Raw genomic sequence first — 26,002 nt, 5'->3', positions numbered from 1 at the left:
ATGATCCGGGCCATGGCGGTTCAGCTGATCTTTTTTGCCTCGAGCAATGGTTGAGACCTGTGGATCGACTGGGAGGGCGTACCTCCCCGGTGATCGAGGTTGAGGTCTCAGTCAGGCCGACGTGGGCGCGTCGGTCGGAAGGCATGCCCGTGCTCACGGTAGTCCCCGAGGAGAACACGCCCGCTGATGGTTCGGCGTCAACGCGTCGCCGATCGACGAGATCGTGCGAGAGTGCGCCCGGCGGATGCTCGCTGCCGCGTTGGAAGCCGAGGTCGACACCCACATCGCCGAGCTCGCCGACCAGCGTGACGACCGTGGCCGCCGGCTGTTGGTCCGTAACGGTCACCCCCAGCTGCGGCAGGTCATGACCGCCGGCGGGGCGGTGCAGGTCACCGCGCCGCGGGTCAATGACCGCCGTGTCGATGCGGACACCGGGGAACGGCAGCGGTTCTCCTCCGCGATCCTGCCGCAGTGGTGCCGCAGCTCCCCGACGATCGGCGAGGTGCTGCCGCTGCCCTACCTGCACGGCCTGTCCTTCGGCGACTTCGTCCCGGCGTTGGAGCAGTTCCTCGGCTCAGGTGCCGGCCTGTCCTCCTCCACCGTGACCCGGCTGACCACCAGCTGGCAGGCCGACTACCAGGCGTTCACCGACCGGGACCTGGCCGGCGTGGACCACGTCCACCTGTGGGCCGACGGGATCCGCATCAACATCCACCTGGCCGAGGAGGAGCTCTGCCTGCTCGTCCTCATCGACGAGAAGAAGGACCTGAAACAGAATCAGGCAGTCGCTACCCGCTACAACAAACGCGCTTACGTCTCTTCCACGGCAGTGAGAGTAACGCCCAACCAGAGAGCCCGGAAGAGCCGGTGCGCAGGGCGAAGAGGTACAGGATTCGGACATTGCCTCACGCCGCTTAGGTGATCCCGTGGTACGTCCCCGCTGTACGTTTCAAGCCGTAGGCGTTCCGCTCATCTCCTTATGCCCTCGCTGGGCATCGTCCGTGCCTGGACCGCTGCACCGGCAATGGTAACGTGAGAAACCAAGGACCTCAGTGCCGGTCGGCGAAGAGGGCATATCGGCCACGTCCTCCCCGTTTGGCCCGATACATGGCTTTGTCGGCATTGCGCAGGGCGGTCTCGGGATCGTCGGTGCCGACACGGCAAAGCGCGATCCCGACAGTGGCGCCTAGGGTGATGGTGGTCCCGGCCAGCGCGATGGGCTGCCGGCTGCTTTCGAGGATGCGCGCGGAGATGGCGCAGACAAGATCTGCGTCGGCCTCGTCGATGAGGACTGCGAACTCATCTCCGCCGAGGCGGCTGACCATGTCCGTCCTCCGGGATGCGGCCCCGATGCGGGCACCGATGACGCGCAGGACGTCGTCGCCGATGGCATGGCCGAATCTGTCGTTGACGGGCTTGAAGTTGTCCAGGTCGATGAACAGCACGCCGAAGCTCGTTCCGGCCTGGCCGTGTTCGGCCACAGCCGCCAGATGGCGGTTGAACGCGGCCCGGTTTGGCAGCCCTGTGAGGGGGTCGTGGCTGGCCCGATGGGCGAGTTCGGCCTGCATCTGTCGGCGTTCCCCGATCTCATGACAAGTCAGGACGATGCCGGACAGGACCGGTGTGTAGCGCGGCTCCGAGGCGTGGATATCGAACCATCGATAGCCATCGCAGGCGCGTAGCCGGATCTCGCGGATCGCGCCCTGCCGTTCGCGGTCGCGGGCCCCGAGGAACTGCTGTAGGCGGCTGGCGTCCTCGGGATGGCTGAGGTCGGGGAAGATTTTTCCGACCCAGCCCGCCGTGGGCTGGCCGAGTAGACCCGTCGCGTCGGAGCTGGCAAAAGTGATACGACAGTCGCGATCGGCAACGATGACAATATCGTCGGCATTGTGAAGCAGCGCGTTCAGCTGGGATTCCTCGCGGCGCAGCGCGTTCTCCCGGCGGGCGTTCGAGACGGCGATACCGAGGATGGCGATGCCGATGGTGCCAAACAGGCTTACCGCAAGCAGGCCCTGGCCCTCCCGAAGCCCGGCGAACAGGGCCGCGGCGGGCTGCCGAAAGACGAAATATGCACCGTCCAGGGACCAGATCGGCGCAGCGAGCATAATTTCGCTCGAGTCACCGCCGACGGTTACCCGCTCGGGCCTCCCCATCCGCAGGTCTGCCAAGTCGGCCGGGTTCACCAGCGGCCGGCCGGCCAAGTCGGGGTTTGAGGAGAAGGATGCCCGGCCAGAGCGGTCGACAACGGCGCTGCCGCCGTCTCGCAGTCCCATACCGCCGAGTGCGGCGAGGAAGAAGCTGGGCAAGGCTTCCCGCGCCGAGCGGCCGAGGGCGAGGACGGCGACCGGGCGCCCGTCCTTGAGTACCGGCGCCAGCGTGTAAAGCCGCACAGTTCCATCCACTGTAACCACCTGGGAAGTGGTCGCCCGCCCGGCTCGCACCGCCTGCCACTGCGGGCTGTCGGTAGCGATCGGCATCGGCGGGGCAGCGGCCGGCTCGGCCGCGATCGTTCTTCCGTCGAGGCTGGTCAGCGAAGCCAGGGTGTCCGGTCCGCCAGCGGGCGACTGGGCGAACCGTTGCAGGATGGTTCGGTTGTGTGTCAGGTCCGTCGGCGACCACGACGAGGCGGATGCAGCCAAGACCAATGGTTGCGGGTCCTGCATAACCGATATGTAGTCGGCCATGCGCGCGGTCTGCACGAGACGTTCGTCCATCCGGCGCGCCTCCGCTGCCCGGAGCGCCTGGGAGTTCTGCCACAGACCAAGCGACGCAATGCCGAACAAAGTCAGCGCGGCGACAAGTAGCGGAACAATACGGCCGAAACGTATCCGGGGAGCGCGTGGTTGAGGGGCGGTGGCCTCGCCTCGGTATGTGGCACGGAGGGCCTCGGGGCGACGGGGCCACCATGGGTGCGCGGTCGGTCGCCTTCGCGCCGCCGAACCGAGCGGTTCTCCCAGTTCGGCGTCCGCCGATCCCTGCGGTTCCATCAGTTGTGCCGCGCCTGCCGACGGCTGCGCACCCGAGTGACTGTCCGCAACGTCTGTCGCGTCGATGGCGGAAATGGTCGCCGTGGGCCCGCCAAAGTCGCGCGGGTAGAGGGCATCGTCCGCGTCGGCGGCCGTGGACGGGGTGGGCAGCGCGATGGCGACCCGACCCCCGCCATCCCGTTTGGCCGCGTACATCGCCGTGTCCGCGGCGTGGATCAGCTCGTCCGCACGGCTACGGCCAGGTCTGCCCATCGCGATGCCCACGCTCGCACCTACCTGCACGCACTCGCCCTCAAGAGTGATCTCCTCGGCGACGGCGCTGATCACCCGGTCCGCCACCAGACTCGCGGTCGCGAGGTCGCTGTCGCGAAGCAGCATCGCGAACTCGTCACCGCCGAGCCGGCCGGCAAGGTCGCCTTCACGCAACAACGCTGCCAACCGCGCACCGATGATCGCCAGCACCCGGTCTCCGGCCGCGTGCCCGAACGAGTCGTTGATGGGCTTGAACCCGTCAAGGTCCAGATAAAGGACGGCGCTGCTCGACTCGGTGCTCACGGCGAGCGCGCTGGCAAGCCGATCAACGAACCCGGACCGGTTAGCCAGACCCGTCAGCAAGTCGTGGCGTGCCTGATGACCAAGCCGGTCCTGCAGCTTTTTACGTTCCCCGATCTCATGGCAAGTGACTAGCACACCGGCCAAGCCGGCCTGCGGAGGAAAATCGGCGGCTTCCAGGTCGAACCAGCCGATGGCCCCGTCAGCGCCACACAGTCGGACGTCGAGAAGCGCACCACCTTCGGTCAGTATCCGGTTGAGGCGGTCTCGGTCGGCCGGGTGGGCGAGCTGCGCCAGCGGTTGGCCGAGCCAACTAGAGGCATGATAGCCGAGCAGCCTTTCGATCGACGGGCTCAGAAAGGTCACCACACCGTCCGGGCCGACGACGGCGATCAGATCCCGGGTGTTGCGCAACAGCTCGTCGAGCCGCTCGCTGGCACGGCGGGCGCTCACCTCCCGGCGCAGGCCGAAGACAGCCAGCCCCAGCACCGCCACCGCTCCAACAGAGATCACGGTCAAGTTCCGGGACCGTTGCTGTTTACGCAGGTCGGAGTAGAGCATGTCGGATCGCTGCTGGAAAATATTTGTGTACCCGTTGCTCGTCTGCCGGGCGGCAATGTTTGTCACCTCGTCGGCGCCATGCCCGGACGTCCACACCCGGGCCGGCACCGGCGAAATCCCACGCAGCACTGCCGGGTCGATGACGCGCCGGCCAACCAGCGCCGGATCCCAGGAGGATGCCGCCACCCCGGCCGAGTCAACAGTGGTGAGGCCCCCGGGACCGAGCCCGAGCGAACCGAGCTGCTCATCGAAGCGTTGAGCCAAGGCATCCGTGGCGACGGTAACAAGGACAGCCCACGGACGTCCATCACCGACCGGCGCCGCTGTCGCCCGACCGACAAGACCATCCATTACGAATACCGGCGACCTCGTGGCCCGCCCGGCAAGCGCAGCCGGCCAGGCATCGCCGAGAACGCCCACCGGAATCTTAGCGCTCACCGGCTGGGACACCAGCGGGCGCCCGTTGTGATCCAACAGAGCGACGACGAAGTTAGGGTTACTTGCCGGATTGATCAGAAATGATCTCAACAATTGCGCATTGCGCTGCCGATCAGTCAGGGAGAATCCGACTGCATCGACGCGAGACTGCTGAAGCTTAGGGTCGACGGTACGCGATGTGTAGGACGCCGTCTGCTCGACGAGATGAGCCCGGTCACTCAGGCGCTCCCGCTCGGAGGCCGCCAGACTTTCACCGCTTACGGCGAAAATGATCCCGACAAGAAGAAGGAAGACCGCCAGGCTGATAAGCCGCGGAATCGCTCGCCGAACCCGACCACGCAGAGTACGATCATCAACGCCGGGTACGCCGAGCGCGCCCGACGTAAAACGATCTTCAGATCCACGATCCATTGGTCTGCGATCTTTAAATCTACGCCGGACCGGAAACATCCGAGTGGCTATGGCCATCGCCGCCTGCCTGACACATCCGGGACTCTGGACGGGTCGAATAGCCACCCTACGTGACTACTGACAAGACAAGAACCCCTCCCAACTAAAGGTCCCTCCGGCTAACCGAAGTGCGAACCTGAGGTTCATCAACGTTATCAACCGTATGATAAACACGCCCGAGCCCCCGCAGCAACCCGAACGAATACTGGCAATCCTCGCCCAAACTTTATGATGAAAGCCGATTTCACTTTATCACTTGACAAATCGGACTATACACCAAAGGGCGCAGCCCACTCATCTAAACTCATTGATATCCCGAGGATATCCCGAGCTCCCTTATGCCCACGTCTAGGCTTTTGGCATACATGAGCCAGGCGTAGTTACAGCACTAACATCACATCCGTCACACACAGGGGATTTCCGCCGCCGGGTGGCGTATTTCGTTCGAGCCGATCGCATACATAAAGCAAGGATCTACCGGCTGCAGTGACGAAACACCGCGAGTCCAGAAATCCGATCCGTGAGCGGGTTTCGCGAAGCGTCGCGATAGACCGGCCCACTAGTGAGTGATCAGCCCCAGCAATTAGCCAGACCGTACTCGACGCCTTCCGAATGAATTCCAGGCCGCGGATCTTCGGCAATCAGGGTGGTGCCGGTATCGACGTATCCGGAAATTTTCGATCCATCCTTAACATAGTCGACCACGGCAGCCACTCCCTGCTGAGCCATCTTCAGCGGGTACTGCTGTGAGGTAGCGGCAATCCGGCCGTCCCTGACCGCCCGGACGCCGGTGCATCCGCCGTCGATGGTGAAAATCATGACGCTTTCCTTTCCGGCCGCGTCCAGGACAGTCCGCGCGCCAAATGCGGCCGGTTCGTTTACTGCGTACACGATGTTGATGTCCGGATTCGTCCGCAGACAGTCCGCCATCGCCGCCCGCCCCTTAGCCTGATCACCCTTGGAATCCCGGCTGCACACCACGCTCGGTGGAGTGGCCTGCTGCGTCTCACTGGCAGTCATATTCAGAGCACCGAAGCCGGCGAGGAAGCCGTTATGTCGCAGTAGACCTCCACCCGTGATATTCGACGAAACGTCCAGGGTTGCGATCCTGGCCGGCGTGTCGCCCAAGGCTGCCCTGGCGTACTCGCCGATCAGCGTGCCGGCCTTGAAGTTATCGGTGCTAAACAACGCGTCGGTGGCACTCTCCGGGTCGGTGGGCACGTCCAAGGCGATGACGAGAACACCACGGTCCCGGGCCTGTTCGATCGCCGGGACGATCGCTTTGCTGTCATTAGGTGTGATGAGAATTCCCCGTGCCCCCGCCGCGACCATGTTCTCGATAGCGCTGATCTGACTGACATAGTCGCCGTCGAACCGGCCGGTGGCGGTCAGCAGCTTAACCCCCTGATCTCGGGCGGCCCGCTGCGCGCCGTCGCGCATTTTCACAAAGAACGGGTTGGTGTAAGCCTTGGTGATCAGCCCAACAGTCGGACTGCCACCGGAGCGCTCCCCGCGATCCGTGCCCCAAACCGACGAACCGCCACAACGGAGTAGGACCAGCGCAGCGGCGAGCAGCAGCGCCAGTGCTGCGACAAGGCGACGAGAAGATCCGGATATCCCCCCGGACGCCGTCCGTCGCCTCAGGTCCGGCATGTCGTCAAACGCCCCTTCCTGCTGCTCGGCCATCGGGAGGTTCGTACCCCACGTCGGGCCACAGCTACCATCGCGGACCGGATACCCCAGGGCTGGCAATCTGTCGCATGCCAGAAGCGAGGAGTGAGCCACTCCCCTGTTGTTGATCAGATGGCCGCGCGAACTCGACGAAGGCAGGTAGTTCTTCGATCTGTGACGATGTATAGATCGTGTGTGGCGAGCTGGTCCAGGCCATACACGACCGGCGTCAGCTACAGCCAATGAGCCGAGCGGTGTAACGGCGCGCGGCCGATTCACCGTGTCCGTTGCACCGCCGATGCGCTTGGCACCGCGAAGCACACTGATCTTCGCTCTGAAGGATAAGCGTACTTCGGGGCGAATGTGTTGTCACCCGCGGGCACGTTGTCACCCGCGGGCACGCTGAACGTTCGGGGCGAGTCTTGGCCCGTCGGCCGCTCCCCGCCCTTCGGCTGTCCTCCGCCGGCTAGACCAGGGTCGGCCCGGCCGGTGAGCGAGCGCCGTGCCCGCGTCGGTGAGCATCGGTCGCAGATCCCAGAGGATGTCGAGGTAGGTCGCGCGTGCTGCCAGCGCGACGCCAGCACGCACTTCCGGGCGTCGGCGGGCCGTGGCGCCGCGACGCACCACGGCCAGTGCCGCCGTGCTGGCCGGGCCTGGACCAGGGTTCGGGTCTGCTGGTAGTGGTGGTCTGCCGTCATCGAGTGCCTCGGCGAGTCGCCGGTACCAGGCGCACAGCTCGACCGTCTCCGATCTGACCGCCTCCTGGGCTGCGGCCAGATCGGGCAGCATGGCGGAGATCTCCATGGTCGAGGCTGTCGCGCTGACATCGCCTCCGGTCCGCAGTATGTCCGCTGGCCAGGGTACGTCGCCGGCCCGCAACAGCTGTGCGGTCCGGCGTAGCCGCAGTGCTCCACCCACGATGGTCATGAGCGCGTCGACGTCGACCCGATCGTTGGGCTGTTCCGACAGGTACTGGCGGACCACGTCGTCGAGCAGCCGTCCGGCGCGGAGGGCGTCGCGGGCGGCGGCGGCTATGTGCTCGTCCCGACGGGGACGGCAGACGGTTCCGTCGTCTCCGCCGTCCGGGAGTGCGGTGTCGGTGTTCCCGGTGCGGGCGGGGGTGTCGACCTGGCTCGCTGGTAGGGCGGCGGTGTCCACGGAGCTGCCCGAATAGCCCGATATGCCCGTGTAAGGCGGGTACAGCCAGGGCGAGGTCCGCGGCCGAGCGCTGGGCGGATCGTCGTCACCGGGTGCCCGCATGACGACCAGGGCGAGGAAGTCCGCGCCCGTCCGAAAAGCGGCGGCGGCCCGGCGCCGGATCAGCGTCGCCGCTCCCCGGGGCCACAGCAGCGCTCCCACAGCCAGGCTCACCCCGAAACCGATCATCGTGTCCTGGATACGAACCAGGCCCACCTGCCAACCCGACGGTTCAAGGATGTTGAAAAGGATGAGGATGGCAACGGTGAAGCCTGCCTGCCCCAGCACGAATGACGGTTTGCGCCGGAGGTAGCCAGCGACGAACATGGCCAGTGGCAGCACCAGCCACGACACCACGGTATGGGCGCCAACGAGGACGACGAACAGGCCACCCACCAGAATGCCGATCCCGGTGCCCAGCAGTCCCCGCAGGATCGTCGAGCTGGTCGCCGCCACGTTTGACCGCAGGACCGACAGCGTGCCCAGCGCGACCCAGAGGCCATGCTGCACCTCGATGTTCTGGGCCACAGCGACAGCGAGGGCGAGCCCCACGGCGCCGCGTACACTGTTGCGAAACCACACGGACCGCAGGCTGGCGTATCCGGCGGCAAGATCGGTAGCGGCGACGCCGCGGCGCGTGAGCCCGCTTAGCCTGTCCGACCAGCCACGCGGCCGCATCCAGGAGCACGGCGACGGCGCCGGGGCGGTCACCCGCAGCACGTTCACCGCCAGCTCCCTAGTACCCCGGGCCAGCCTGCGCAGCCGGAACGCCTCGGCGAGAGCGAGGTCCGCCGGAGGCAGCTCCGACCCCGTGGTGTCAGAATCGGCCGACTGGTGAGCTGATCGGGCGGCTGGCACAGCAACATCAGGCACCAGCCGTTGACCTGACCGCTCTATGTAGTCCAGCAGGGCTGTACGCATCCCTCTCTCAGCCCGCTCCAGGCGGTCTAGACCTAACGGCCCGCCCGTCCGTGGACCGCGGTCGAGCCGATCGGCAGCGGCGGTGAGCGTGGCAGAGACGGCGGCGTGGATCTCGGTCGCCTCCCGGCGGAAGCAGACCGCCGCGAGCCCATCCCGGTCCGCGCGCGGTTCAGCGAACGGGACCAACCAGTTGACATCCACGACCAGATGTCCCAACGCGGCGGTACGCCCGCCGACACCGCTGGGCCGGTGCGCCGTCTCGACAAACCTGCGGCGGAGATGGAACACATCGGTCCAGATCGGGTGGATGTCCTCCGTCCCGGTCCCGTCAGACCACGCAGACGGCGTCGTCATCCACGCAACCCCGTCGGCCATCGACCGGCACGCTTGGGCCAGCGCGGCACGCAGCCGTGTCGGTGGCCGCTCCGTCCACAGCACCATGGCCGTGGTGACGGCCGCCAGCATGGCGATGCCCCAGCCGACAAGCCGTTCCGGAATGGCCGACGCAGGGCCAGGCGTCATGACCGCCAGGACAAAGGCCATCAATGTGGCCTGTCCGGCGACGGCGAAATACGCGTTGAAGACCCCGGAAAATAGCACGGCCCATGCGACCAATGCAGTCGCCGGTACCGCTAGCCAGGCCGACCGGGAAGACAGCGTCCCGATGACGAGAAGCGGAACGGTGCCGAGTGCGAACGCAACATAGGCCATCATCCTGGCACTGGCCGGCCCGGTGAACTCGACAAACTCCAACAGGACGTAGGAGCCGAACCAGGCGAACAGGCTCAGCCGCACATCCCCACCGACCAGATCGGTAACGGCCAGCAACATGGGGGCTACGACAGCCACCCGGACGGCCGCCTTGAGGTTCATCAGCCCGGGGTCTCCGGAGAACGCCCCAGCGAGCCGTCTCGACCATCCGTTCCGCATCAGCAGCTCTACCAGCCCTGGATCGTCGCTGTACCGACCCAGACCCTCCCACACTCCACTGAACACGCAAGCATCTAGACAGAAACCACCCGCCGTCACATACCATCTCGCCTACCCGACACGCACCCCAGCGGCGTCTGCTCGACGTCGCGCCCGACGATCTGATCGTGAAGGTCGAGTAGCAGGAAGTTCGCAGACGCGATCGACTTGAGGCGTATGGTGGTCTCGCGATCGTCAGTTGTGTGCCGCCTGCCTCGTGGTGCGACACCCGTCGCGTTTCCGCCTCCGTGACCACACCTCCTGGCGTCGGGACGAGAGGCAACGCCCTGCTGGCAAGCCGCGCGAAGGGGGCGAGACCGTCGGCCTCCGCCGCTGATGAACCCGCTGCTACCCCTGTATCTCCCGATTCGGCGACGCGGTTGCTCGCCATCGAGTGTCTAGCTGGCCTGGAGGCACTGACCGACGAGCTGGTTGGCGCCGTCCACGCGGGCGATCGTCCCTGGATCGCAGCCTACGGCACGGTGTCAGTGGATGATCTGCGTCGGGGTTGCAGCGCCTACCTGCGGCGAGTCCTCGAACGAATCGCGGGAGAGGTCTCGGACGTGACAGACGACGAAGTGGCGGTGGGCATTGGCCGTGCCCGGGCGGAGCAGGGCGTCCCGCTGGAGGTGATGTTGCGAACCTTCCGGTTAGGCGGGCGAGTCGTGTGGGAGGGCTTGCTGCGTGCGGCCCGACGTACCGGGGCGAGCTCGGAGACTATTGGCCCAGCGGCGACCGTGCTCTGGACCGTCGTCGACGGCATGTCCTCGTCGCTGTCAACGGCGTACCGGCAGATGGAGCTTGACCAGCTACGCCGGGCCGAGCGACGGCGCCACGCGGTGTTCGAGGACCTCCTGGCCGGGCGTGCGGACGACGCGGCATTCCTGCAGCGCGTAGCCGGCGAACTCGACCTGCCCGTCGGTGGGCGGTACCTAGTAATAGTTGCTGCCCTGTCTGGGCAGCGGTCACCGACCGGGCGCGCGCAGATGGTGCTGGACGCTCACCGCATCCGGTCGATTTGGCATGAACGGGCCGATACGGTCGTCGGGGTCGTCCCGCTGCCCGAGACGTCGTCCTTTTCGAGTCTGGCGTCCGATGCGGGCGCGGCGCTTGGCGGGCGTGCGGCCGCCGCACAGGTCGACGGCGGCCTGGCCGCCGTTGCTCTGGGTTACCAGCTTGCTACCTTGACGCTGAGCACGGTGTCCGGCAACGCGTCGGGCCTTGTGAGCATCGACGAACGTGTCCCAGAATCCCTTCTCGTCCGCTCCCCGGAGCTGTGCCGCCGGCTCATCGACACCTGGCTTGGCCCGGTGCTCGCCCTGCCTGTCAAGGAAGCCAAGCCCCTCTTGGACACCCTGACCGCCTGGCTCGAGGCCGACCGGTCAGCCTCGGTGGCTGCCGAGCGGCTCTTCTGTCACCGCAACACCGTACTGAACCGGTTGCACCGCGTCGCAGTCCTCACCGGACGGAGCCTCGACGGCCGGCGAGCCTTCGTCGAGCTGTCGCTCGCGCTGAGCGCCCTGGGGCTTCCCGAGCCACCCGCTTCCTGATACGCCTCTGTCGGCGGAACGCCGCTATCCGGAGCGGGCGGGTCGACGGACGGCGGGCGAGTCGACGCTTGGGCATGGTGCACAAAAGCCGACCACCAGCTCTGGGCATTTTGGCATGGTCCCAGCGCTCCGGATAAAGAACACTCGACCCCAGCGCGGGCGGTGTGTCTTCCCCTGCGGTGACCATCGTCGAAGGGCTCACCGGCATGCCAGACTTCGATCTGCTCGTCCTCGGTGGCGGACCCGGGGGGTACGTCGCTGCGATCAGGGCCGCCCAGCACGGCCTCTCCGTGGGGTTGGTGGAGAAGGAACGCCCCGGTGGCGTGTGTCTGAACTGGGGCTGCATCCCCACCAAGGCGATGCTGCGCTCGGCCGAGGCGTTCGACGTGGTCCGCCGAGCACACGAGTTCGGGGTGCGCACGGGCGAGCCGACCGTCGACTATGACGCCGTCCGGCGCCGTAAGGACGACATCGTCAAGGGACTGGCCGACGGCGTGGCGGGACTTCTGCGTGCTAACAGCGTCACCACAATCGCCGGCCACGCCCGCATGACGGGGCCGACCTCGGTCGAGATCCTCGAGGTCGGCGACGCGCCACTCGGGCCCGGGGGGCCCCTGTACGCCGCGCCCCCCACGGGCACGACGGCCACCCGGTCGGTCAGCGCCCGCGATGTCGTCATCGCCACGGGCTCACGGCCCGCCGAGCTCCCGGTGCCTGGCGCGGACCTGCCGGGTGTGATCACGTCCGACGGTGCGTTCGGCCTGACCGAGGTGCCCGAGCGCGTCGTCATCGTCGGCGGCAGTGCCGTGGGAGCCGAGTGGGCCACCCTCTTCGCCGAGTTCGGAGCCGCGGTCACCGTGGTCGAAATGCAACCGACCCTGGTTCCGGCCGAGGACGCAGCGATCGGCGCCGCCCTAGCCCGTTCCTTTCGCTCGCGTGGGATCGGTGTACTCACCAGTTCAACCGTCTCCGCCATCGAGGTGGCCACACCGCTGCGCGTGGTCGTGGACGGCCCGGAGCCCGGGTTGATCGAGGCGGATGTCGTCCTGGTGGGAGCGGGTCGCGTCCCCAACACCCGGGACCTCGGGCTCGACGTGGCCGGGGTCACCACCGACCGGCGGGGTTTCGTAACGGTCGACGACCGGATGCGGACCGATGTCAAGCACGTGTTCGCGATCGGCGATGTGACGGGTCGGGCCATGCTGGCCCACGTCGCCTCGCACCAGGGCCTCGTCGCGGCGGACGTGGTCGCCGGGCACGACCGCCGTATGGACTACCGCGTGGTCCCCGCCGCGACCTTCACGCACCCTGAGATCGCGAGCGTCGGGCTGAACGAGGCGGCCGCCCGGAAGGCCGGCATGGACGTCACCGTCGCCACCTTCCCCTTCGCAGGCCTGGGTCGCTCCCGTACGTTCGGCCGTACCGAGGGCTTCATGAAGATCGTCGCTGGTACGGCTCACGGCGAGATCCTGGGCGTCCACGTCATCGGCCCGTCCGCCAGCGACCTGATCACGGAGGGCGCGCTAGCCCTGACGCTCGAGGCGACGCTCGATGACCTCGCGGAGACCGTCCACGCCCACCCCACGCTCGGCGAGATCGGCATGGAGGCCGCGCTCGTCGCGCTCGGCCTGCCCGTGCACGCGAACCCGCCACGAACCCGCTGAACCGGAGGGGACCTCATGGCCACCCGCACCGCCCGCCGCCGGAACGAAGCGACGACGATTGACCACGCACCGATCAGCTCCGAGGACCCGGATACGCTGCGTCAATACCTGCGCCAGATGGCACTGATCCGCCGCTTCGAGGAGCGCGCGGCGCAGGGCTACACCCAGGCCAGGATCGGCGGCTACTGCCACCTCAACCTGGGCGAGGAAGCGACCGTGGTCGGAACGATGGCCGCACTACACCCCACCGACTACCTCTTCACGAACTACCGCGAGCACGGCTACGCGATCGCGAAGGGCATCGACCCAGGCCGGGTCATGGCCGAGTTGTACGGGCGCACGACCGGCACCTCGAAGGGCTGGGGCGGCTCGATGCACATGTTCGACACCGAGGCCCGCCTGCTGGGCGGATACGGGATCGTGGGCGGCCAACTACCACTCGCCACCGGCGCCGCCCTGGCCGTCACATACCGCGGGGGCGATGAGGTCGTCCTCTGCCAGATGGGTGACGGGACCACGAACATCGGCGCCTTCCACGAGTCGCTCAATCTGGCCGTCCTGTGGAACCTGCCGATCGTCTTCCTAGTTGTCAACAACGACCTCGGGATGGGCACGACGGTCGACCGGTCCTCGGCCGAGCCGGAGCTGTTCAAGCGTGCCTCGGCCTACCGAATGCACGGCGAACGCGTGGACGGCGCGGACGTGCTCGCCGTCCACGCGGCCACGGCGAGGCTGGTTGAGCGGGCCCGCACCGAGAGCCGCCCGGCCCTGCTTGAGGCGGTGAGCAAGCGACTCAAGGGCCACTCCGTCGTCGACCCCGCCCGGTACCGCTCCGCGGACGACGTCGCGGCCGCCCGAGATGCCGACCCACTGGTCCGCTTCCGCGCCGCTCTGGCCGCCGCGCGCGTCTTCGACGAGGCCGAGCTCGACACCGTCGTCGCTGAGGGACGGGCCGCCGCGGATGATGCGGTCGCCTTCGCCGCCAAGAGCCCACACCCGGACGTTGCGACACTGTTCGACCACACCTACGCGACCCCGGTGGCCAGCGTGGCACGGCGGCTCCCCGCCGACCCCATCTTCTGACCCATCCAGGCCGCCCCCGTACCGCAAGGAGCACCCATGCCCGTCCTCTCCTACCGCGAGGCCCTGCGCAGCACATTGCGCGAGGAGCTCATCCGGGACGACAACGTCTTCCTGATCGGTGAGGAGATCGGCGTCTTCGAGGGTTCATACAAGATCACCGAAGGCCTGCTCGGCGAGTTCGGCGACAAGCGGGTCCGGGACACCCCGATCTCGGAGGAAGGCTTCGTCGGGGCCGCGATCGGGGCGGCGATGCTAGGACTGCGCCCGGTGGTGGAGCTCATGACGATCAACTTCTCGCTCATCGCCATTGACCAGATCGTCAACCATGCGGCCAAGATTTACGGGATGTTCGGCGGGCAGACGAGCGTTCCGATGGTCATCCGCATGCCGGGCGGCGGCGGGCAGCAGCTCGGCGCCACGCACTCGCAGAACATCGAGCTTTACTACGCGTTCGTCCCGGGTCTGAAGGTCGTCGCCCCGAGCACCCCAGCCGACGCGAAGGCCTTGCTGCGAACCGCGATCCGCGACGACGATCCCGTGCTGTTCCTCGAGAACCTCGCGCTCTACAACGTCAAGGGCGAGGTGCCCGAGGATCTGCCGACGGCGGAGATCGGCAGAGCCGCGGTGACCCGACCGGGCACCGACATCACCCTCATCGGCTACTCCCGGATGGCGGCCGTCGCCCTCGATGCCGCCGAGAAACTGGCTGCCGAGGGCGTGTCAGCCGAGGTCGTCGACCTGCGGTCGCTGCGCCCGCTGGACCGCGAGACACTCGTCCGCTCGGTGCGCAGGACCGGATGCGCTGTCGTCGCCGAGGACGACTGGCTCACGTACGGCATTGGGGCCGAGGTCGCCGCCTCGATCTCCGAGGGCGCTTTCGACCACCTCGACGCGCCCGTGCGTCGCGTCGCAGCGGCCGAGGTGCCGCTCCCCTACGCAAAGTCGCTCGAGGACGCCGCACTACCGTCCGTCGACTCGGTCCTCACCGCGGCGCGCGAAACCCTGCACGCTGTCGGCCGCCGCTGACACCTCCGCCGACCGACGCCGAGTATCCGAGGAAGGGCCATGCCCGAGATCACGATGCCCCGCCTGTCCGACACGATGGAGGACGGCCTGATAGCGCTGTGGCGCAAGCAGGTCGGCGACAAGATCACCAGCGGTGAGATACTCGTCGAGATCGAGACCGACAAGGCGATCATGGAGCTTGAGGCGTACGACGACGGCGTCCTGGAGCGGATCCTCGTCGATGAGGGCGGCAGAGTGCCGATCGGCACTCCCATCGCGGTGATCGGCGACGGAACCGGCACGGCGTCGTCCCCCGACTCGTCGGGCGGTCCGGCGTCGGACACCGCCCCCGGTCCGGCCTCACCCACCTCGACCACCTACGGGCGCGCGGACACCACAGGCGGTACTGACGGCGCCGGAGCTTCCGCCGACAGCGCGGAGGACGGCCGTGCAGACCGTCCCCGTTCCTCACCGCTAGCCCGCAAGATTGCGGCCGAGCGGGGCGTGGACCTCGCCAACATCGTCGGCACAGGCCCCGGGGGACGAATCGTACGCGCCGATGTGGAACACGTGGCCGACACCATATGGAGCAACGGCATCGTCCTGCCCGAGCCGGTACGCCCGGCTCCGAACGGAACCCCGACGGCACGCGACGCCGCGCGGTCCCCGGCACCCGAGGCGGATGTCGACGAGCTCCCTCTGTCCCGGATACAGCGGGTGGCCGCGAAGCGGCTGACCGAGAGCAAGCAGCAGGCTCCGCACTTCTACCTCACGCGCGCAGTCGACCTCACGGCACTCACGGCCTTCCGCACGACCCTCAACGAGACGCTGGCCGCGACCGGTGGGCCCAAGCTGAGCATCAATGACCTCCTCGTCAAAGCCGTCGCGACGACGATCCGCGCTAACCCGTCCGTCAACGTGTCCTTCGGCGGGGACGTCCTGCGCCGGCACCGGCGGATCAACCTGGGCATCGCAGTTGCGGTGGAATCGGGACTGGTGGTGCCGGTCATCACCGACGCCGACCGGCGGCCGGTGTCTGAGATCGCCACCGTCGGTCGGGAGCTCGCCGAACGCGCCCGCGCCGGCCGCCTGCAACCCGCGGACATGAGCGGTGGCACCTTCACGATCTCCAACCTCGGGATGTTCGGCATCGAGCAGTTCGCCGCCGTCATCAACCCGCCCGAGGCCGCGATCCTCGCGGTAGGCGCCGCCACCCAGGAGGTGCGGATCGTTGACGGCGAGATGGTACCGCGCGCGATCCTGCGGCTGACGCTGTCCGCAGACCATCGCGCAATCGATGGCGCGACCGGCGCCCGATTCCTCCAGGACCTCGCAAGGATGCTCGAGACCCCACTCCGGATCGTCAGCTGAAAGAGATCTACGCCAGCCACAGAACGCGCGGCTGGCACGGCAGCAGCCAGCTCACTGGCGCAACGCTCATGATGTGCCCCAAACACCCTCTCAGGGACACACCATGACCATCCACCTGCCACACAGGCCCCATCGGAGGCAACCACGCAGTCACTGCCCAAATCTGAGTTCTGGAGCCCCACCAGGCTGATCGACGCGGCAGGGCGCGCGCGGCCCCACTACTAAAGTCCCCCGACCCTCTCCTACAGGGTCTCCTTCATCTCGAAGGAAGGTTTTCTATCATGGGTGAGCTCGTCCTGGTCCGCCACGGCGAAACCGAGTGGTCCCTCTCGCGTCAGCACACCAGTTATACGGATCTGGCGCTCACCGCGCGCGGTGAAAAACAAGCCCGCGCCGTCGCGCCACTGCTCCTCAAGCGTCACATCGCGCTCGCCCTGACCAGTCCCCTCCAGCGCGCAGCCCGCACCGCCGAACTCGCCGGCCTCACCGATGTACAGATAGACCACGACCTGCATGAGTGGGACTACGGCAGCTACGAGGGCATTACCACGGCCGACATCCGCCGCACCCGGCCCGACTGGAATCTATGGACGGATGGAGTTCCTCCGGGGCCGGACGCCCACCCCGGGGAAAGCCCGCAGCAAGTCGCGGTCCGCGCGGACCGCGTCCTGGCCAAGATCGCGCCCGCCCTCCGGGATCCGAATGCGGGAGATGTGATTCTCGTGGCCCACGGCCATTTCCTGCGCGTACTTACCGCCCGCCGATTGGGCCTACCCCCTGCCGCGGGGGCTCTTTTCGCCCTCGACACAGGAACCGTCAGCTGTCTCGGCACTGAACACGGTCACCCCGTAATCACGGCCTGGAACGCCACGATGGCTGCCTCATCTACCACCGAAGCCACCACGAAGCACCTTTCAGAGGAATCAATGATGCCCGGCTAAGAAGCTCAGTCAGCTGCCCATTTCAACACACCAATAGAAGGACCCCTCTCTGCCGGATACTACGATTCCGTTGCGTGATTTCTCCCATCGGTGGACAACGGAAAGCCGGGACGAGAAATCAGGGATTCCGGTGGCCGCCGGGTGGACTCACCACGTGACGCGACTTTTTGCCTCATCGAGCATCCAGCCGCCAGCAACGAGCGACTCACGGACCGAAGATTGATCGGTATCCCCGTGGCTCATGCCCCGCAACCCTGCGGAGAGAACTGCGTCGGCAACGGTGTTTCCGGTGTGGTTGATCAGTAGCTCTCGGCGGATGATGGGCGGTCACGGACAGTCACCGCGAAAGCATCAATCGCTGGCTTTCAGCGGATCATCCACCGGGGCGCGGCCCGCCTCGGTGGGTTCCAGGCTGCGAGTCACAAGGTACAGGCATTTCATCGCAGACTGGCCGCTGGGGAAATGTCAGCGTGCACGAACAGACCGCCGGTAGCGGGCGTTCAACGACCTAATCGCTTTTGTCGAAAACAGCAGGCGGCGGATCTCGATGTCGTAGTCGAGGAACGGAATTCACTCTTCCCAGACGTTCCACCACAGCCGGACCACCGCCCAATATTCCCTGCCCCAGGCCTCCTCGTACGCGTCCATCGCATCAGCTACAGATCTTGAATGGTCGGGGCCTGGTTGATCACATCCGGTGTGGCCGGGTATGCGCCGGCCGAAACCAGCCCATACCAGAGGTATGAGATATGCGGATGGTGGTGGCCTTACCGCGGAGGGTCATGCCTGCCGGGAAGCGGTCCGGTTACAGACTGCCGGCCTGTTCACCCAGGACGTCGATCCGGTCGAGGTCGCCCGGCGGCTGCGGGTGAGCAGTAAGTCGGCCTACCAGTGGAAGCGCCGCTGGAGGGCCGGCGGGCAGACGGCGCTGGTGTCGCGGGGGCCGAGCGGGGCGTGCTGCCGGTTGTCCGACCGTCAGCTCGACCGGCTCCGTGTCGAGCTGGCCCGGGGTCCGGCCGCGCACGGCTGGGCTGATCAGCGATGGACCCTGGCCCGGGTCACCCTGCTGATCGGCCGACTGTTCCACGTCCGCTACACCCTGCGCGGCACCTCGTATCTGCTGCACCGCATGGGCTACAGCCCGCAGGTCCCGAGCTGGCGAGCTGGCGCCTTACTCGACTGCGGCGCCAAAGGCCCATGCAGTGGAGGCTCGGCTGGCGCCTCGCCGGTAGTAGTCGTCCTCGAGCTCGGCGGGCGGGCTCGTGACGATCTCGCGGTGTGCGGCACGAGCCCGGCATGAACAGGGAGTTGAGTGCCGCCGTCAGCGTGTTGTCGATGCGCGGTGCTGACGCAGGGTCTTGACGTTCCGCGTTCGATGCGGGAAAGTTCGGGTCCGCAAAACGATTGGGCAAAAGATGCCGCAACGACGTGTCACGATCAAGCAGGTCGCTGCTGAGGCAGGCGTGTCGATCACCACCGTGTCTCACGTCCTCAATGACGTGCCGGGCAAGAGAGTGCATCCCGACACGCGAAAGCGTGTCAAGGTGGCGGCGACGCGGCTGGGCTACGTGCCCAACGGGCTGGCGCAGAGCCTCCGTACCCAGAGGTCCAACACGATCGGCCTCGTCGGCGACGAGATCGCGACGACCCCGTTCGCCGGGAAGCTGATTCTTGGCGCTCAGGATGTCGCGCTGTCGCGAGACGCGATCGTCTTCGTGGTCTCGACGGGCTACCAACGCGACGTCGAGAACCGTGAGATCGAGGAGCTGTTACGCAGGCAGGTCGACGGCATCCTCTACGCTTCGATGTACCACCGGACGGTCGAGCTGCCTCCTCAGCTGGCCTCGGTCCCGACGGTCCTGATCAACGCTTCGTGCACCACTCCGAACGTGCCGTGGGTCGTCCCGGATGAGGTTGCCGGTGGCGAGGACGCGGCCGACGTCCTGCTGGCCGCGGGACACCGCCGACTGGCGTTCATCAACGATATCGACGAGATTCCTGCGGCGTTCGGCCGTGAGGAGGGATTCCGCCGACGTGCCGCAAAGGCGGGGCTTCGCGCCGACGACCTGCAGGTCGTCACGGCAGAGACCGACCCGGCCGGCGGCTACGCCGCGGCCCGGCGGTTGCTAGAGGACACCACGCGCCCGACGGCGATCTTCTGCTTCAACGACCGCCTCGCTATGGGCGTCTATCGCGCTGCGACGGAGCTAGGCCTTCGCATTCCTGAGGACCTGTCGATCGTGGGTTTCGACAACCAGGAGTTCGTCGCAGACGGGATCTTCCCCGGGCTGACCACGATCGAGCTGCCGCACTACGACATGGGGGTGTGGGCCACTGAGCAACTCTTCGACCGCATCGACGCGGCGTCTCAGGGAACTAGCCCTGCTCCAACAGCACGACTTCGAGGACCGGTGATCCACCGGGACTCGGTCGCGCCACCCTCCTGAGTTCAGACCCCAGGAGAGCGGCGCGAACCTTCAGACCGGCGGGCCAACGCCGGGTCTGACGGTGCAGCACTAAACCATCCACACGAACAAGTGACCTGGAGGGCACCTTGTCTCGCAGAAATCGCCGCATCGTCGCGGCTGGTTTAGCCGTCCTCGCGATCTTAGCGACAGCGGCGTGCAGCGCGGAGTCCGGTGGGGGCGCTGACGGTCCACAGACGATCGACCTGTGGACGCACGCCGGCGGCAACGATGCCGAGCTGGAGGTCATCAACACCATCGTCGACGACTTCAACGCACAGCAGGACCGGTACACGGTCAAGATCCAGGACTTCCCGCAGGACGCGTACAACGACGCGGTCGTCGCCGCAGCGTCCTCCGGCAACCTGCCCTGCATCGTCGACGTCGATAGCCCGAATGTCGCCAACTGGGTCTGGGCCGGCTACATCCAGCCGCTCGGACTGCCGGAGGAGACCTTCGAAGGACAGCTCGCCGGAACCCTCGGCCGGGTCGACGGCGAAGTGTACGCCTACGGGTACTTCGACGTCGCGCTCGCCATGTTCAGTCGTCAGTCGACCCTCGACGACGCAGGGGTTCGAGTACCGACGGTCGATGACCCGTGGACCAAGGACGAGTTCAGGGACGCCCTCGCTGCGATCGACAAACTGGACCGCTTCGACTACGCCCTCGACATGAGCACGGGCGGCACGGGCGAGTGGATCTCCTACGGCTACTCACCGCAGCTGCAGAGCTTCGGTGGCGACCTCATCGACCGGTCCGACTTCCAGAGCGCCAAGGGAGCGCTGAACGGACCCGAGGCGCTTGAATGGGCACGGTGGTTCCGCGGCCTGGTCGAGGATGGATACATGGCGCAGACCTCTGGCGAGGACGCGACGGCCGACTTCGTGAACGGCACCAGCGGTCTGCTCTACACCGGCAACTGGGCCGACGGCACCGTCAAGGAAGCGTTTGACGACGCTGTGGTGCTTCCCCCGCCGGATTTCGGCACCGGCCCCAAGATCGGTGCCGGGTCCTGGCAGTGGGCACTGGCCAAGGGATGCGACGACGTTGACGGCGCACGGGAGTACCTCAAGTTCGCTCACGACACCAAGTACTTCGTCCAGTACGCCAAGGCGGTGGGTCTGATCCCCGCCACGCTCGACGCGGCGGCCGAGATCCCGGCCTACGCGGAGGGCGGCGAGAACCGGATCTACCTGGAGATGGCTGACCGGTTCGCCGTCGTCCGCCCCGAGACCCCTGCCTACCCGTACATCTCCTCGGCCTTCGAGAAGGCGACGAGCGACATCCTCGCCGGCGGTGACCCACAGTCGATCCTCGACAGGGCGGTCGCCGACATCGATCGCGACATTCGGCAGAACGGTGGATACCACTCCTGACCTGACGGTCAGGAACATCCCGGGGCGTTGGCTGCGGGCGCCGCGTCGCGCCCGCAGCCGTGCGCCCACACATGAAGGAAGCCGCCCATGGCCACCACTCAACAACGCATGCCGGCGTCGTCGTCGGTCGACCGTGCCACCTCAGCCCGTCGCCCGTTGGGGCGGCGGGGGGATGCCCGGGCCGCAGCGTTGATGATCACCCCGGCGCTCGCTCTGTTCATCCTCTTCCTGCTGGTTCCGATCGTGCTGGCGTTCGCGCTGGCGTTCACCAACGCGCGGCTGATCTCGCCGAATCCTCCGGAGTTCATCGGGTTCGACAACTTCTCGCTGTTGCTGACGGATCCTGTGTTCTGGGCCTCGGTCCGCAATACCTTCTACTTCGCAGTGGTCGTCGTCCCGGTGCAAGCAGGTTTGGCGCTCTTCCTTGCTGTGCTGGTGAACACGAAGGTCAAAGGCGCGCAGTTCTTCCGGACCGTCTACTTCTTGCCGGTCGTCACGTCGATGGTCGTCGTGTCTCTGCTGTGGCGGTTCATGTACGAACCGGACGGCCTGATCAACCGGCTCCTGCAGGCGATCACTTTCGACCGGTTCACGCCGATCGACTGGCTGAACGAACCGGCATGGGCGATGCCCGCGATCATGTTCATTTCGGTGTGGCAGGGTGTCGGGTTCACTATGATCATCTGGCTCGCCGGCCTGCAGACCATCCCGGTCGAGCTGTATGAGGCCTCTGAGCTCGACGGCGCCGGGCGCTGGCAGCAGTTCCGCTTCGTGACCTGGCCGGGTCTGACGCAGACCCGGACCTTCATCCTCGTGACGATCACGATCGCCGCATTCTCCCTGTTCACGCAGATCAACCTGATGACGCAGGGCGGCCCGCTGGACAGCACCACGACCGTCGTCTTCCAGGCCGTGCGCAGTGGCTACCAGCAGCTGCAGACGGGGTACGCCTCGGCGATCTCGCTGGTCTTCTTCGTCATGGTGCTGACCGTGTCGCTGATCCAGCGCTACCTCACCCGGGAGAAGGGATGAGCACCATGTCCATCACGACCTCGTCCACGCGCCCGGAAGGTGCGCCCCGCGGCAAGAGGGCAGGCTCCCGGCGGCGGGCGCTCACCGTCACAGTCCTGCGGTGTGTCCTTGTGGTCTTCTTCGCTTTCCCGATCCTCTTCATGCTGGTGTCCTCCCTCAAGCCGGACCTGCAGATCTTTGCGGACCTCGGCTCATGGCGTGCCTTCGTCCCCGTCGGAGACGTCTCACTGGACAACTACGCCGACGTGTTCGACCGGGTGCCCTTCACCCGGTTCCTCCTGAACTCGGTTGTCATCTCCGGCCTGACCGTGGCGTTGGGAATCGTCGTCAACAGCCTGGCTGCCTTCGCCCTGGCACGGCTGCGGTGGCGCGGACGAGGGCTGGTCCTCGGACTGGTGCTGGCGACGCTCATCGTGCCGTTCGAGACGCTGGCCCTGCCCCTGCTGTGGTGGGTGAACAAGTTGCCCTCGCTGGAGGTGGACGGCTTCTCCCTCGCCTACAAGCAGGGGTGGCTGGACACCTACCAGGTGCAGATCATCCCGTTTATCGCCAACGCCTTCGCCCTCTACCTCTTCTACCAGTACTTCGACTCGATCCCACGGGAGCTGGACGAGGCAGCGCGCATGGACGGCGCGGGCTGGTTCACCATCTATCGCAAGGTGGTCATGCCACTGTCTGGGCCCGCGATCGCGACGGTCGCGATCCTGACGTTCCTACCCGCATGGAACTCGTACCTGTGGCCGCGCATGGTTGTGCAGAGTGAGGAACAGCGGCCGGTGATGATCGGCCTGCAGTACTTCTTCCAGCTCAATACCTCCTGGGGTCAGGTCATGGCCTACTCCTCGCTGATCACAATCCCCGTGATCGCGCTCTTCCTGGCGTTCCAGCGCTCGTTCATCAACTCCATCGCATCCTCGGGGGTCAAGGGTTGATGCCTTACCTTCTTCCTGACGTCTGGACCTGGGACATGTGGTTCGTCGATGACGGACACGACTACCACGTCTTCTACCTCAAGGCATCGCGGGCCCTAGGCGATCCGGACCGCCGCCACTTCCACGTCAGCGTCGGTCACGCGGTGTCCGACGACCTTCGCGGGTGGCGCGAGGTGCAAGACGCGCTGATCGCGTCTGACGGTCCTGCCTTCGACGACTTCACGACGTGGACTGGTTCCGTCGTCCGGGCACCGGACGGGACGTGGCGCCTGTTTTACACGGGGACCAGCCGCGCTGAAGGCGGCCTGGTCCAGCGCGTAGGTACCGCCACGTCGAACGACCTCTACACCTGGGAGAAGGCCTCCACCGACGCCCTCTGCGAGGCAGACCCCACCTGGTACGAGAAGTACGACGGCGTCGACTGGTTCGACGAAGCATGGCGGGACCCGTGGATCTTCGCCGAACCCGACAACGCCGGGTGGCACATGCTGGTGACCGCCCGGGCCAACAACGGCAGCCCCGACGGCCGTGGCGTCGTCGGGCACGCCACCTCGCAGGACCTGGAGACCTGGACCGTCCGACCCCCTTTGTCCGAACCGGGCGCGGGTTTCGGCCAGCTCGAGGTCCCCCAGGTCGCGACGATCGACGGGCGCCACGTCCTCATCTTCAGCTGCCTGCACGCGGAACTGAGCGACGACCGCAGGGCGGCTGGGGAGCGGGGTGGCGTGTGGGCCGTACCGATCGACACGCTCATCGGCCCCTACGACGTCGAAAAAGCCTCCCGGCTGACCGACGAGAGCCTCTACGCGGGCCGCCTCGTCCAGGACCGCGACGGCGCCTGGTGGCTCTTCGCCTTCTGCAACACCGACAGCACTGGAGCATTCGTCGGCACGCTGTCCGATCCGCTACCCGTCGGCTGGTCCCCCGACGGGCGACTCCACGTGACCGACGGTCGCTTCGACCACCTCGCGTGACACGCCGGCGGCCGGCCATGCCGGGCCGGCCGCCGGTCCCTGCACCCCTCAGGACAGACATCGAAGGAGAGGCAATGAGAAGCCTAACTTCCGTACGACCACGCGGGCACCTGCTGCCCACAGCGTTCCTGGTGGCAGCACTCGCCCTGATCGGGGTACTGACCGTCGCTCAGCCCGGGAAGGCCGCCGCCCCCACCACAATCGACAACCCCAGTTTCGAGACCGGCAACCTCACCGGGTGGAACGTCATCGAGGGACAGGCATTCACCAACGCAACGGTCTCCAGCGCCGCCGGTTGGGGATGGGGCTGCTGCTTCAACCCCGAGGGCACGTATCACCTGTGGGGGGCGGCAACTGGTGGCGGTGACGCACCGACCGGCCGAATGCGTTCCTCCACCTTCACGCTGGCGGGGACCGGCGAGATCAGCTTCCTGCTGGGCGGTGGCAACAACCTCGAGAACTTATTCGTCGCACTACACCGCGTCTCCGATGGCGCCGAGCTCATGCGGGCCACGAACACCGCGTTTGCCGACTCCGAGACACTCAGCCGCGTCGTGTGGGACGCGTCGGCCCACCTGGGACAGGAGCTCTACCTCGAGGTCGTCGACACGGCGACGGGTGGATGGGGCCATCTCAACCTCGACGACGTGCGCACCTACACGGAGCGTTCAATCTCTCAGATAGTCAACCCGGGTTTCGAGACCGGCGATCTGACAGGCTGGACGGCGACCGGGCGCGCGTTCAGTGCGGCGCAGGTCACGAACCGGACGGAGTGGGGATGGGGCTGCTGCTTCAACCCCGAGGGCACGTATCACCTGTGGGGCGCGAACAACGTGTCCGACAACGAGACCGGCACCCTCACCTCGTCGTCCTTCACCCTAGGGGGTACCGGCGAGATCAGCTTCCTGATCGGCGGTGGCAACAACCTCGCGAACCTCTATGTGGCCCTGCACCGCGTCTCCGATGGCGCCGAGCTCATGCGGGCCACGAACACCGCCTTCGCCGACTCCGAGGCGTACAGCCCGGTGCGGTGGAACGCAGCCGACTATCTCGGTGAGGAGCTCTACTTCCGGATCGTGGACAACGCCGCGGGCGGATGGGGGCACATCAACGTCGATGCCTTCGACGTGGCCGACGACGTCGTCGGCCACGAGTTCGACAACGCCGGCTTCGAGGCCGGGAGTCTGCAGGGCTGGGCCGTGGACGGCGAGGCGTTCTCCGAGGCGACCGTCAGCTCTGCGATCGAGACTCCAGACGGTGAACCGTTCGCTGCGCAGGGGACGTACCACCTGTGGGGCGGGGCTCTGGGAGATTGCCTAATAGGAACGTTGACCTCGCCCCGGTTCGTCGTCGGAGGCGGAGAGGAGATCCGGCTCCTGCTCGGCGGGACGGACGATCCTGAGGTCTACGTCGCGGTGGAATCGGACGCCGACGGCCAGGAACTTGCCCGCGTGGGCGTCGGTACTTCCCATGAGACCTATGAGGAAGTAGTCCTCGACCTCCCCGGGCACAGCGGGAAGACGGTCCGTCTCCGGCTTGTCGATAACTCAACGACCGGACACCTCAACGTCGACGACGTCAGGAATCTGACCGATGGCGCGGTGAACTCGTCCTTCGACGGAGGCTCCGGAACGTCGGCACACGATAGAGGCTCGGTCGACAACATCGCCTACGTCATCGACCACGCGGCTGGGCAAAGGTCGACCGAAACATCGACCAGACCCTGCGAGAGCAGCACCGGCGGCGCGCCCCAGAGCACAACCCTCTGACGACATCCCCGCGACACGGCGAAAGGTGATTCCAATGGTGGAAGACCGAGGCCCACGACCGACCCACGACCTGCCCCGGCTAGGCCGGCGGACC

General features: G+C 66.6%; 16 protein-coding genes and 2 pseudogenes. 14 read left to right on the top strand and 4 right to left on the bottom strand.

What is annotated here, in order from left to right:
• Positions 1 to 143 precede the first annotated feature (143 nt).
• Positions 144 to 793, top strand: a pseudogene (locus FREUN1FDRAFT_RS22600) (transposase); the annotation flags it as partial.
• Positions 794 to 1,049: 256 nt separating this feature from the next.
• On the opposite strand, the gene FREUN1FDRAFT_RS22595 reads toward FREUN1FDRAFT_RS22600, so the two are convergent.
• The 3 genes from FREUN1FDRAFT_RS22595 to FREUN1FDRAFT_RS22585 all read right to left on the bottom strand — a co-directional run bounded on the left by FREUN1FDRAFT_RS22595 (position 1,050) and on the right by FREUN1FDRAFT_RS22585 (position 9,707).
• On the bottom strand, positions 1,050 to 4,949 hold the full coding sequence (locus tag FREUN1FDRAFT_RS22595; RefSeq protein WP_006542531.1) for a diguanylate cyclase domain-containing protein: 3,900 nt from the start codon (positions 4,947 to 4,949) through the stop codon (positions 1,050 to 1,052).
• A 609-nt stretch (positions 4,950 to 5,558) separates the two neighbouring features.
• Positions 5,559 to 6,641 (bottom strand): substrate-binding domain-containing protein, encoded by a 1,083-nt coding sequence (locus tag FREUN1FDRAFT_RS22590; protein WP_085948898.1) that lies wholly within the window; start codon positions 6,639 to 6,641, stop codon positions 5,559 to 5,561.
• Positions 6,642 to 7,046: 405 nt separating this feature from the next.
• The gene (locus FREUN1FDRAFT_RS22585) at positions 7,047 to 9,707 is read right to left on the bottom strand and encodes an FUSC family protein (protein ID WP_035953073.1); all 2,661 of its coding nucleotides are present in this window, start codon (positions 9,705 to 9,707) and stop codon (positions 7,047 to 7,049) included.
• 602 nt (positions 9,708 to 10,309) lie between these two features.
• On the opposite strand from FREUN1FDRAFT_RS22585, the gene FREUN1FDRAFT_RS22580 reads away from it, so the two are divergent.
• From FREUN1FDRAFT_RS22580 to FREUN1FDRAFT_RS41800, 6 genes are all read left to right on the top strand, one after another.
• Complete coding sequence (locus FREUN1FDRAFT_RS22580) at positions 10,310 to 11,296, top strand: CdaR family transcriptional regulator (protein WP_232295346.1); 987 nt, start codon at positions 10,310 to 10,312, stop codon at positions 11,294 to 11,296.
• Positions 11,297 to 11,502: 206 nt separating this feature from the next.
• Entirely contained in the window at positions 11,503 to 12,960 is a 1,458-nt protein-coding gene (gene lpdA, locus FREUN1FDRAFT_RS22575; protein WP_035953071.1) for a dihydrolipoyl dehydrogenase, read from the top strand.
• Between the two features lie 15 nt (positions 12,961 to 12,975).
• Positions 12,976 to 14,043, top strand: a complete 1,068-nt coding sequence (gene pdhA / locus FREUN1FDRAFT_RS22570; RefSeq protein WP_006542526.1) for a pyruvate dehydrogenase (acetyl-transferring) E1 component subunit alpha — start codon at positions 12,976 to 12,978, stop codon at positions 14,041 to 14,043.
• A gap of 36 nt (positions 14,044 to 14,079) precedes the next feature.
• Positions 14,080 to 15,069 carry an alpha-ketoacid dehydrogenase subunit beta gene (locus FREUN1FDRAFT_RS22565; protein ID WP_006542525.1) on the top strand — a complete coding sequence of 330 codons (990 nt, stop codon included), beginning with the start codon at positions 14,080 to 14,082 and terminating at the stop codon, positions 15,067 to 15,069.
• Between the two features lie 39 nt (positions 15,070 to 15,108).
• Positions 15,109 to 16,419 carry a dihydrolipoamide acetyltransferase family protein gene (locus tag FREUN1FDRAFT_RS22560; RefSeq protein WP_006542524.1) on the top strand — a complete coding sequence of 437 codons (1,311 nt, stop codon included), beginning with the start codon at positions 15,109 to 15,111 and terminating at the stop codon, positions 16,417 to 16,419.
• A 281-nt stretch (positions 16,420 to 16,700) separates the two neighbouring features.
• Entirely contained in the window at positions 16,701 to 17,360 is a 660-nt protein-coding gene (locus FREUN1FDRAFT_RS41800; protein WP_006542523.1) for a histidine phosphatase family protein, read from the top strand.
• 299 nt (positions 17,361 to 17,659) lie between these two features.
• On the opposite strand, the pseudogene FREUN1FDRAFT_RS46630 reads toward FREUN1FDRAFT_RS41800, so the two are convergent.
• A pseudogene (locus FREUN1FDRAFT_RS46630) lies at positions 17,660 to 17,993 on the bottom strand (transposase); the annotation flags it as partial.
• 109 nt (positions 17,994 to 18,102) lie between these two features.
• On the opposite strand from FREUN1FDRAFT_RS46630, the gene FREUN1FDRAFT_RS40035 reads away from it, so the two are divergent.
• From FREUN1FDRAFT_RS40035 to FREUN1FDRAFT_RS22520, 7 genes are all read left to right on the top strand, one after another.
• Entirely contained in the window at positions 18,103 to 18,660 is a 558-nt protein-coding gene (locus FREUN1FDRAFT_RS40035; protein ID WP_006542522.1) for a winged helix-turn-helix domain-containing protein, read from the top strand.
• Between the two features lie 115 nt (positions 18,661 to 18,775).
• Positions 18,776 to 19,807 carry a LacI family DNA-binding transcriptional regulator gene (locus tag FREUN1FDRAFT_RS22545; protein ID WP_035953054.1) on the top strand — a complete coding sequence of 344 codons (1,032 nt, stop codon included), beginning with the start codon at positions 18,776 to 18,778 and terminating at the stop codon, positions 19,805 to 19,807.
• 107 nt (positions 19,808 to 19,914) lie between these two features.
• Complete coding sequence (locus FREUN1FDRAFT_RS22540) at positions 19,915 to 21,201, top strand: ABC transporter substrate-binding protein (protein ID WP_006542520.1); 1,287 nt, start codon at positions 19,915 to 19,917, stop codon at positions 21,199 to 21,201.
• A gap of 87 nt (positions 21,202 to 21,288) precedes the next feature.
• Positions 21,289 to 22,233, top strand: a complete 945-nt coding sequence (locus FREUN1FDRAFT_RS22535; RefSeq protein ID WP_006542519.1) for a carbohydrate ABC transporter permease — start codon at positions 21,289 to 21,291, stop codon at positions 22,231 to 22,233.
• Positions 22,230 to 23,165 carry a carbohydrate ABC transporter permease gene (locus tag FREUN1FDRAFT_RS22530; protein ID WP_006542518.1) on the top strand — a complete coding sequence of 312 codons (936 nt, stop codon included), beginning with the start codon at positions 22,230 to 22,232 and terminating at the stop codon, positions 23,163 to 23,165. The genes FREUN1FDRAFT_RS22535 and FREUN1FDRAFT_RS22530 overlap by 4 nt, the downstream gene beginning before the upstream one ends.
• Positions 23,165 to 24,139 carry a glycosyl hydrolase family 32 gene (locus tag FREUN1FDRAFT_RS22525; protein ID WP_006542517.1) on the top strand — a complete coding sequence of 325 codons (975 nt, stop codon included), beginning with the start codon at positions 23,165 to 23,167 and terminating at the stop codon, positions 24,137 to 24,139. Before FREUN1FDRAFT_RS22530 ends, FREUN1FDRAFT_RS22525 begins: the two co-directional genes overlap by 1 nt.
• A gap of 74 nt (positions 24,140 to 24,213) precedes the next feature.
• Complete coding sequence (locus FREUN1FDRAFT_RS22520) at positions 24,214 to 25,908, top strand: hypothetical protein (RefSeq protein WP_006542516.1); 1,695 nt, start codon at positions 24,214 to 24,216, stop codon at positions 25,906 to 25,908.
• Positions 25,909 to 26,002: the final 94 nt, after the last annotated feature.

The sequence above is a fragment of the Parafrankia sp. EUN1f genome (assembly GCF_000177675.1).
Classification (GTDB): domain Bacteria; phylum Actinomycetota; class Actinomycetes; order Frankiales; family Frankiaceae; genus Parafrankia.
This window is presented reverse-complemented; position numbering and strand designations above follow the sequence as displayed.

Coding starts and splice junctions, on each gene's coding strand:
- FREUN1FDRAFT_RS22520 (WP_006542516.1), top strand. CDS start 24,214: ATGAGAAGCCTAACTTCCGTACGACCACGCGGGCACCTGCTGCCCACA.
- FREUN1FDRAFT_RS22595 (WP_006542531.1), bottom strand. CDS start 4,949: ATGGATCGTGGATCTGAAGATCGTTTTACGTCGGGCGCGCTCGGCGTA.
- FREUN1FDRAFT_RS41800 (WP_006542523.1), top strand. CDS start 16,701: ATGGGTGAGCTCGTCCTGGTCCGCCACGGCGAAACCGAGTGGTCCCTC.
- FREUN1FDRAFT_RS22585 (WP_035953073.1), bottom strand. CDS start 9,707: ATGCGGAACGGATGGTCGAGACGGCTCGCTGGGGCGTTCTCCGGAGAC.
- FREUN1FDRAFT_RS22545 (WP_035953054.1), top strand. CDS start 18,776: ATGCCGCAACGACGTGTCACGATCAAGCAGGTCGCTGCTGAGGCAGGC.
- FREUN1FDRAFT_RS40035 (WP_006542522.1), top strand. CDS start 18,103: ATGAGATATGCGGATGGTGGTGGCCTTACCGCGGAGGGTCATGCCTGC.
- FREUN1FDRAFT_RS22560 (WP_006542524.1), top strand. CDS start 15,109: ATGCCCGAGATCACGATGCCCCGCCTGTCCGACACGATGGAGGACGGC.
- FREUN1FDRAFT_RS22535 (WP_006542519.1), top strand. CDS start 21,289: ATGGCCACCACTCAACAACGCATGCCGGCGTCGTCGTCGGTCGACCGT.
- pdhA (WP_006542526.1), top strand. CDS start 12,976: ATGGCCACCCGCACCGCCCGCCGCCGGAACGAAGCGACGACGATTGAC.
- FREUN1FDRAFT_RS22565 (WP_006542525.1), top strand. CDS start 14,080: ATGCCCGTCCTCTCCTACCGCGAGGCCCTGCGCAGCACATTGCGCGAG.
- FREUN1FDRAFT_RS22530 (WP_006542518.1), top strand. CDS start 22,230: ATGAGCACCATGTCCATCACGACCTCGTCCACGCGCCCGGAAGGTGCG.
- lpdA (WP_035953071.1), top strand. CDS start 11,503: ATGCCAGACTTCGATCTGCTCGTCCTCGGTGGCGGACCCGGGGGGTAC.
- FREUN1FDRAFT_RS22590 (WP_085948898.1), bottom strand. CDS start 6,641: ATGCCGGACCTGAGGCGACGGACGGCGTCCGGGGGGATATCCGGATCT.
- FREUN1FDRAFT_RS22525 (WP_006542517.1), top strand. CDS start 23,165: ATGCCTTACCTTCTTCCTGACGTCTGGACCTGGGACATGTGGTTCGTC.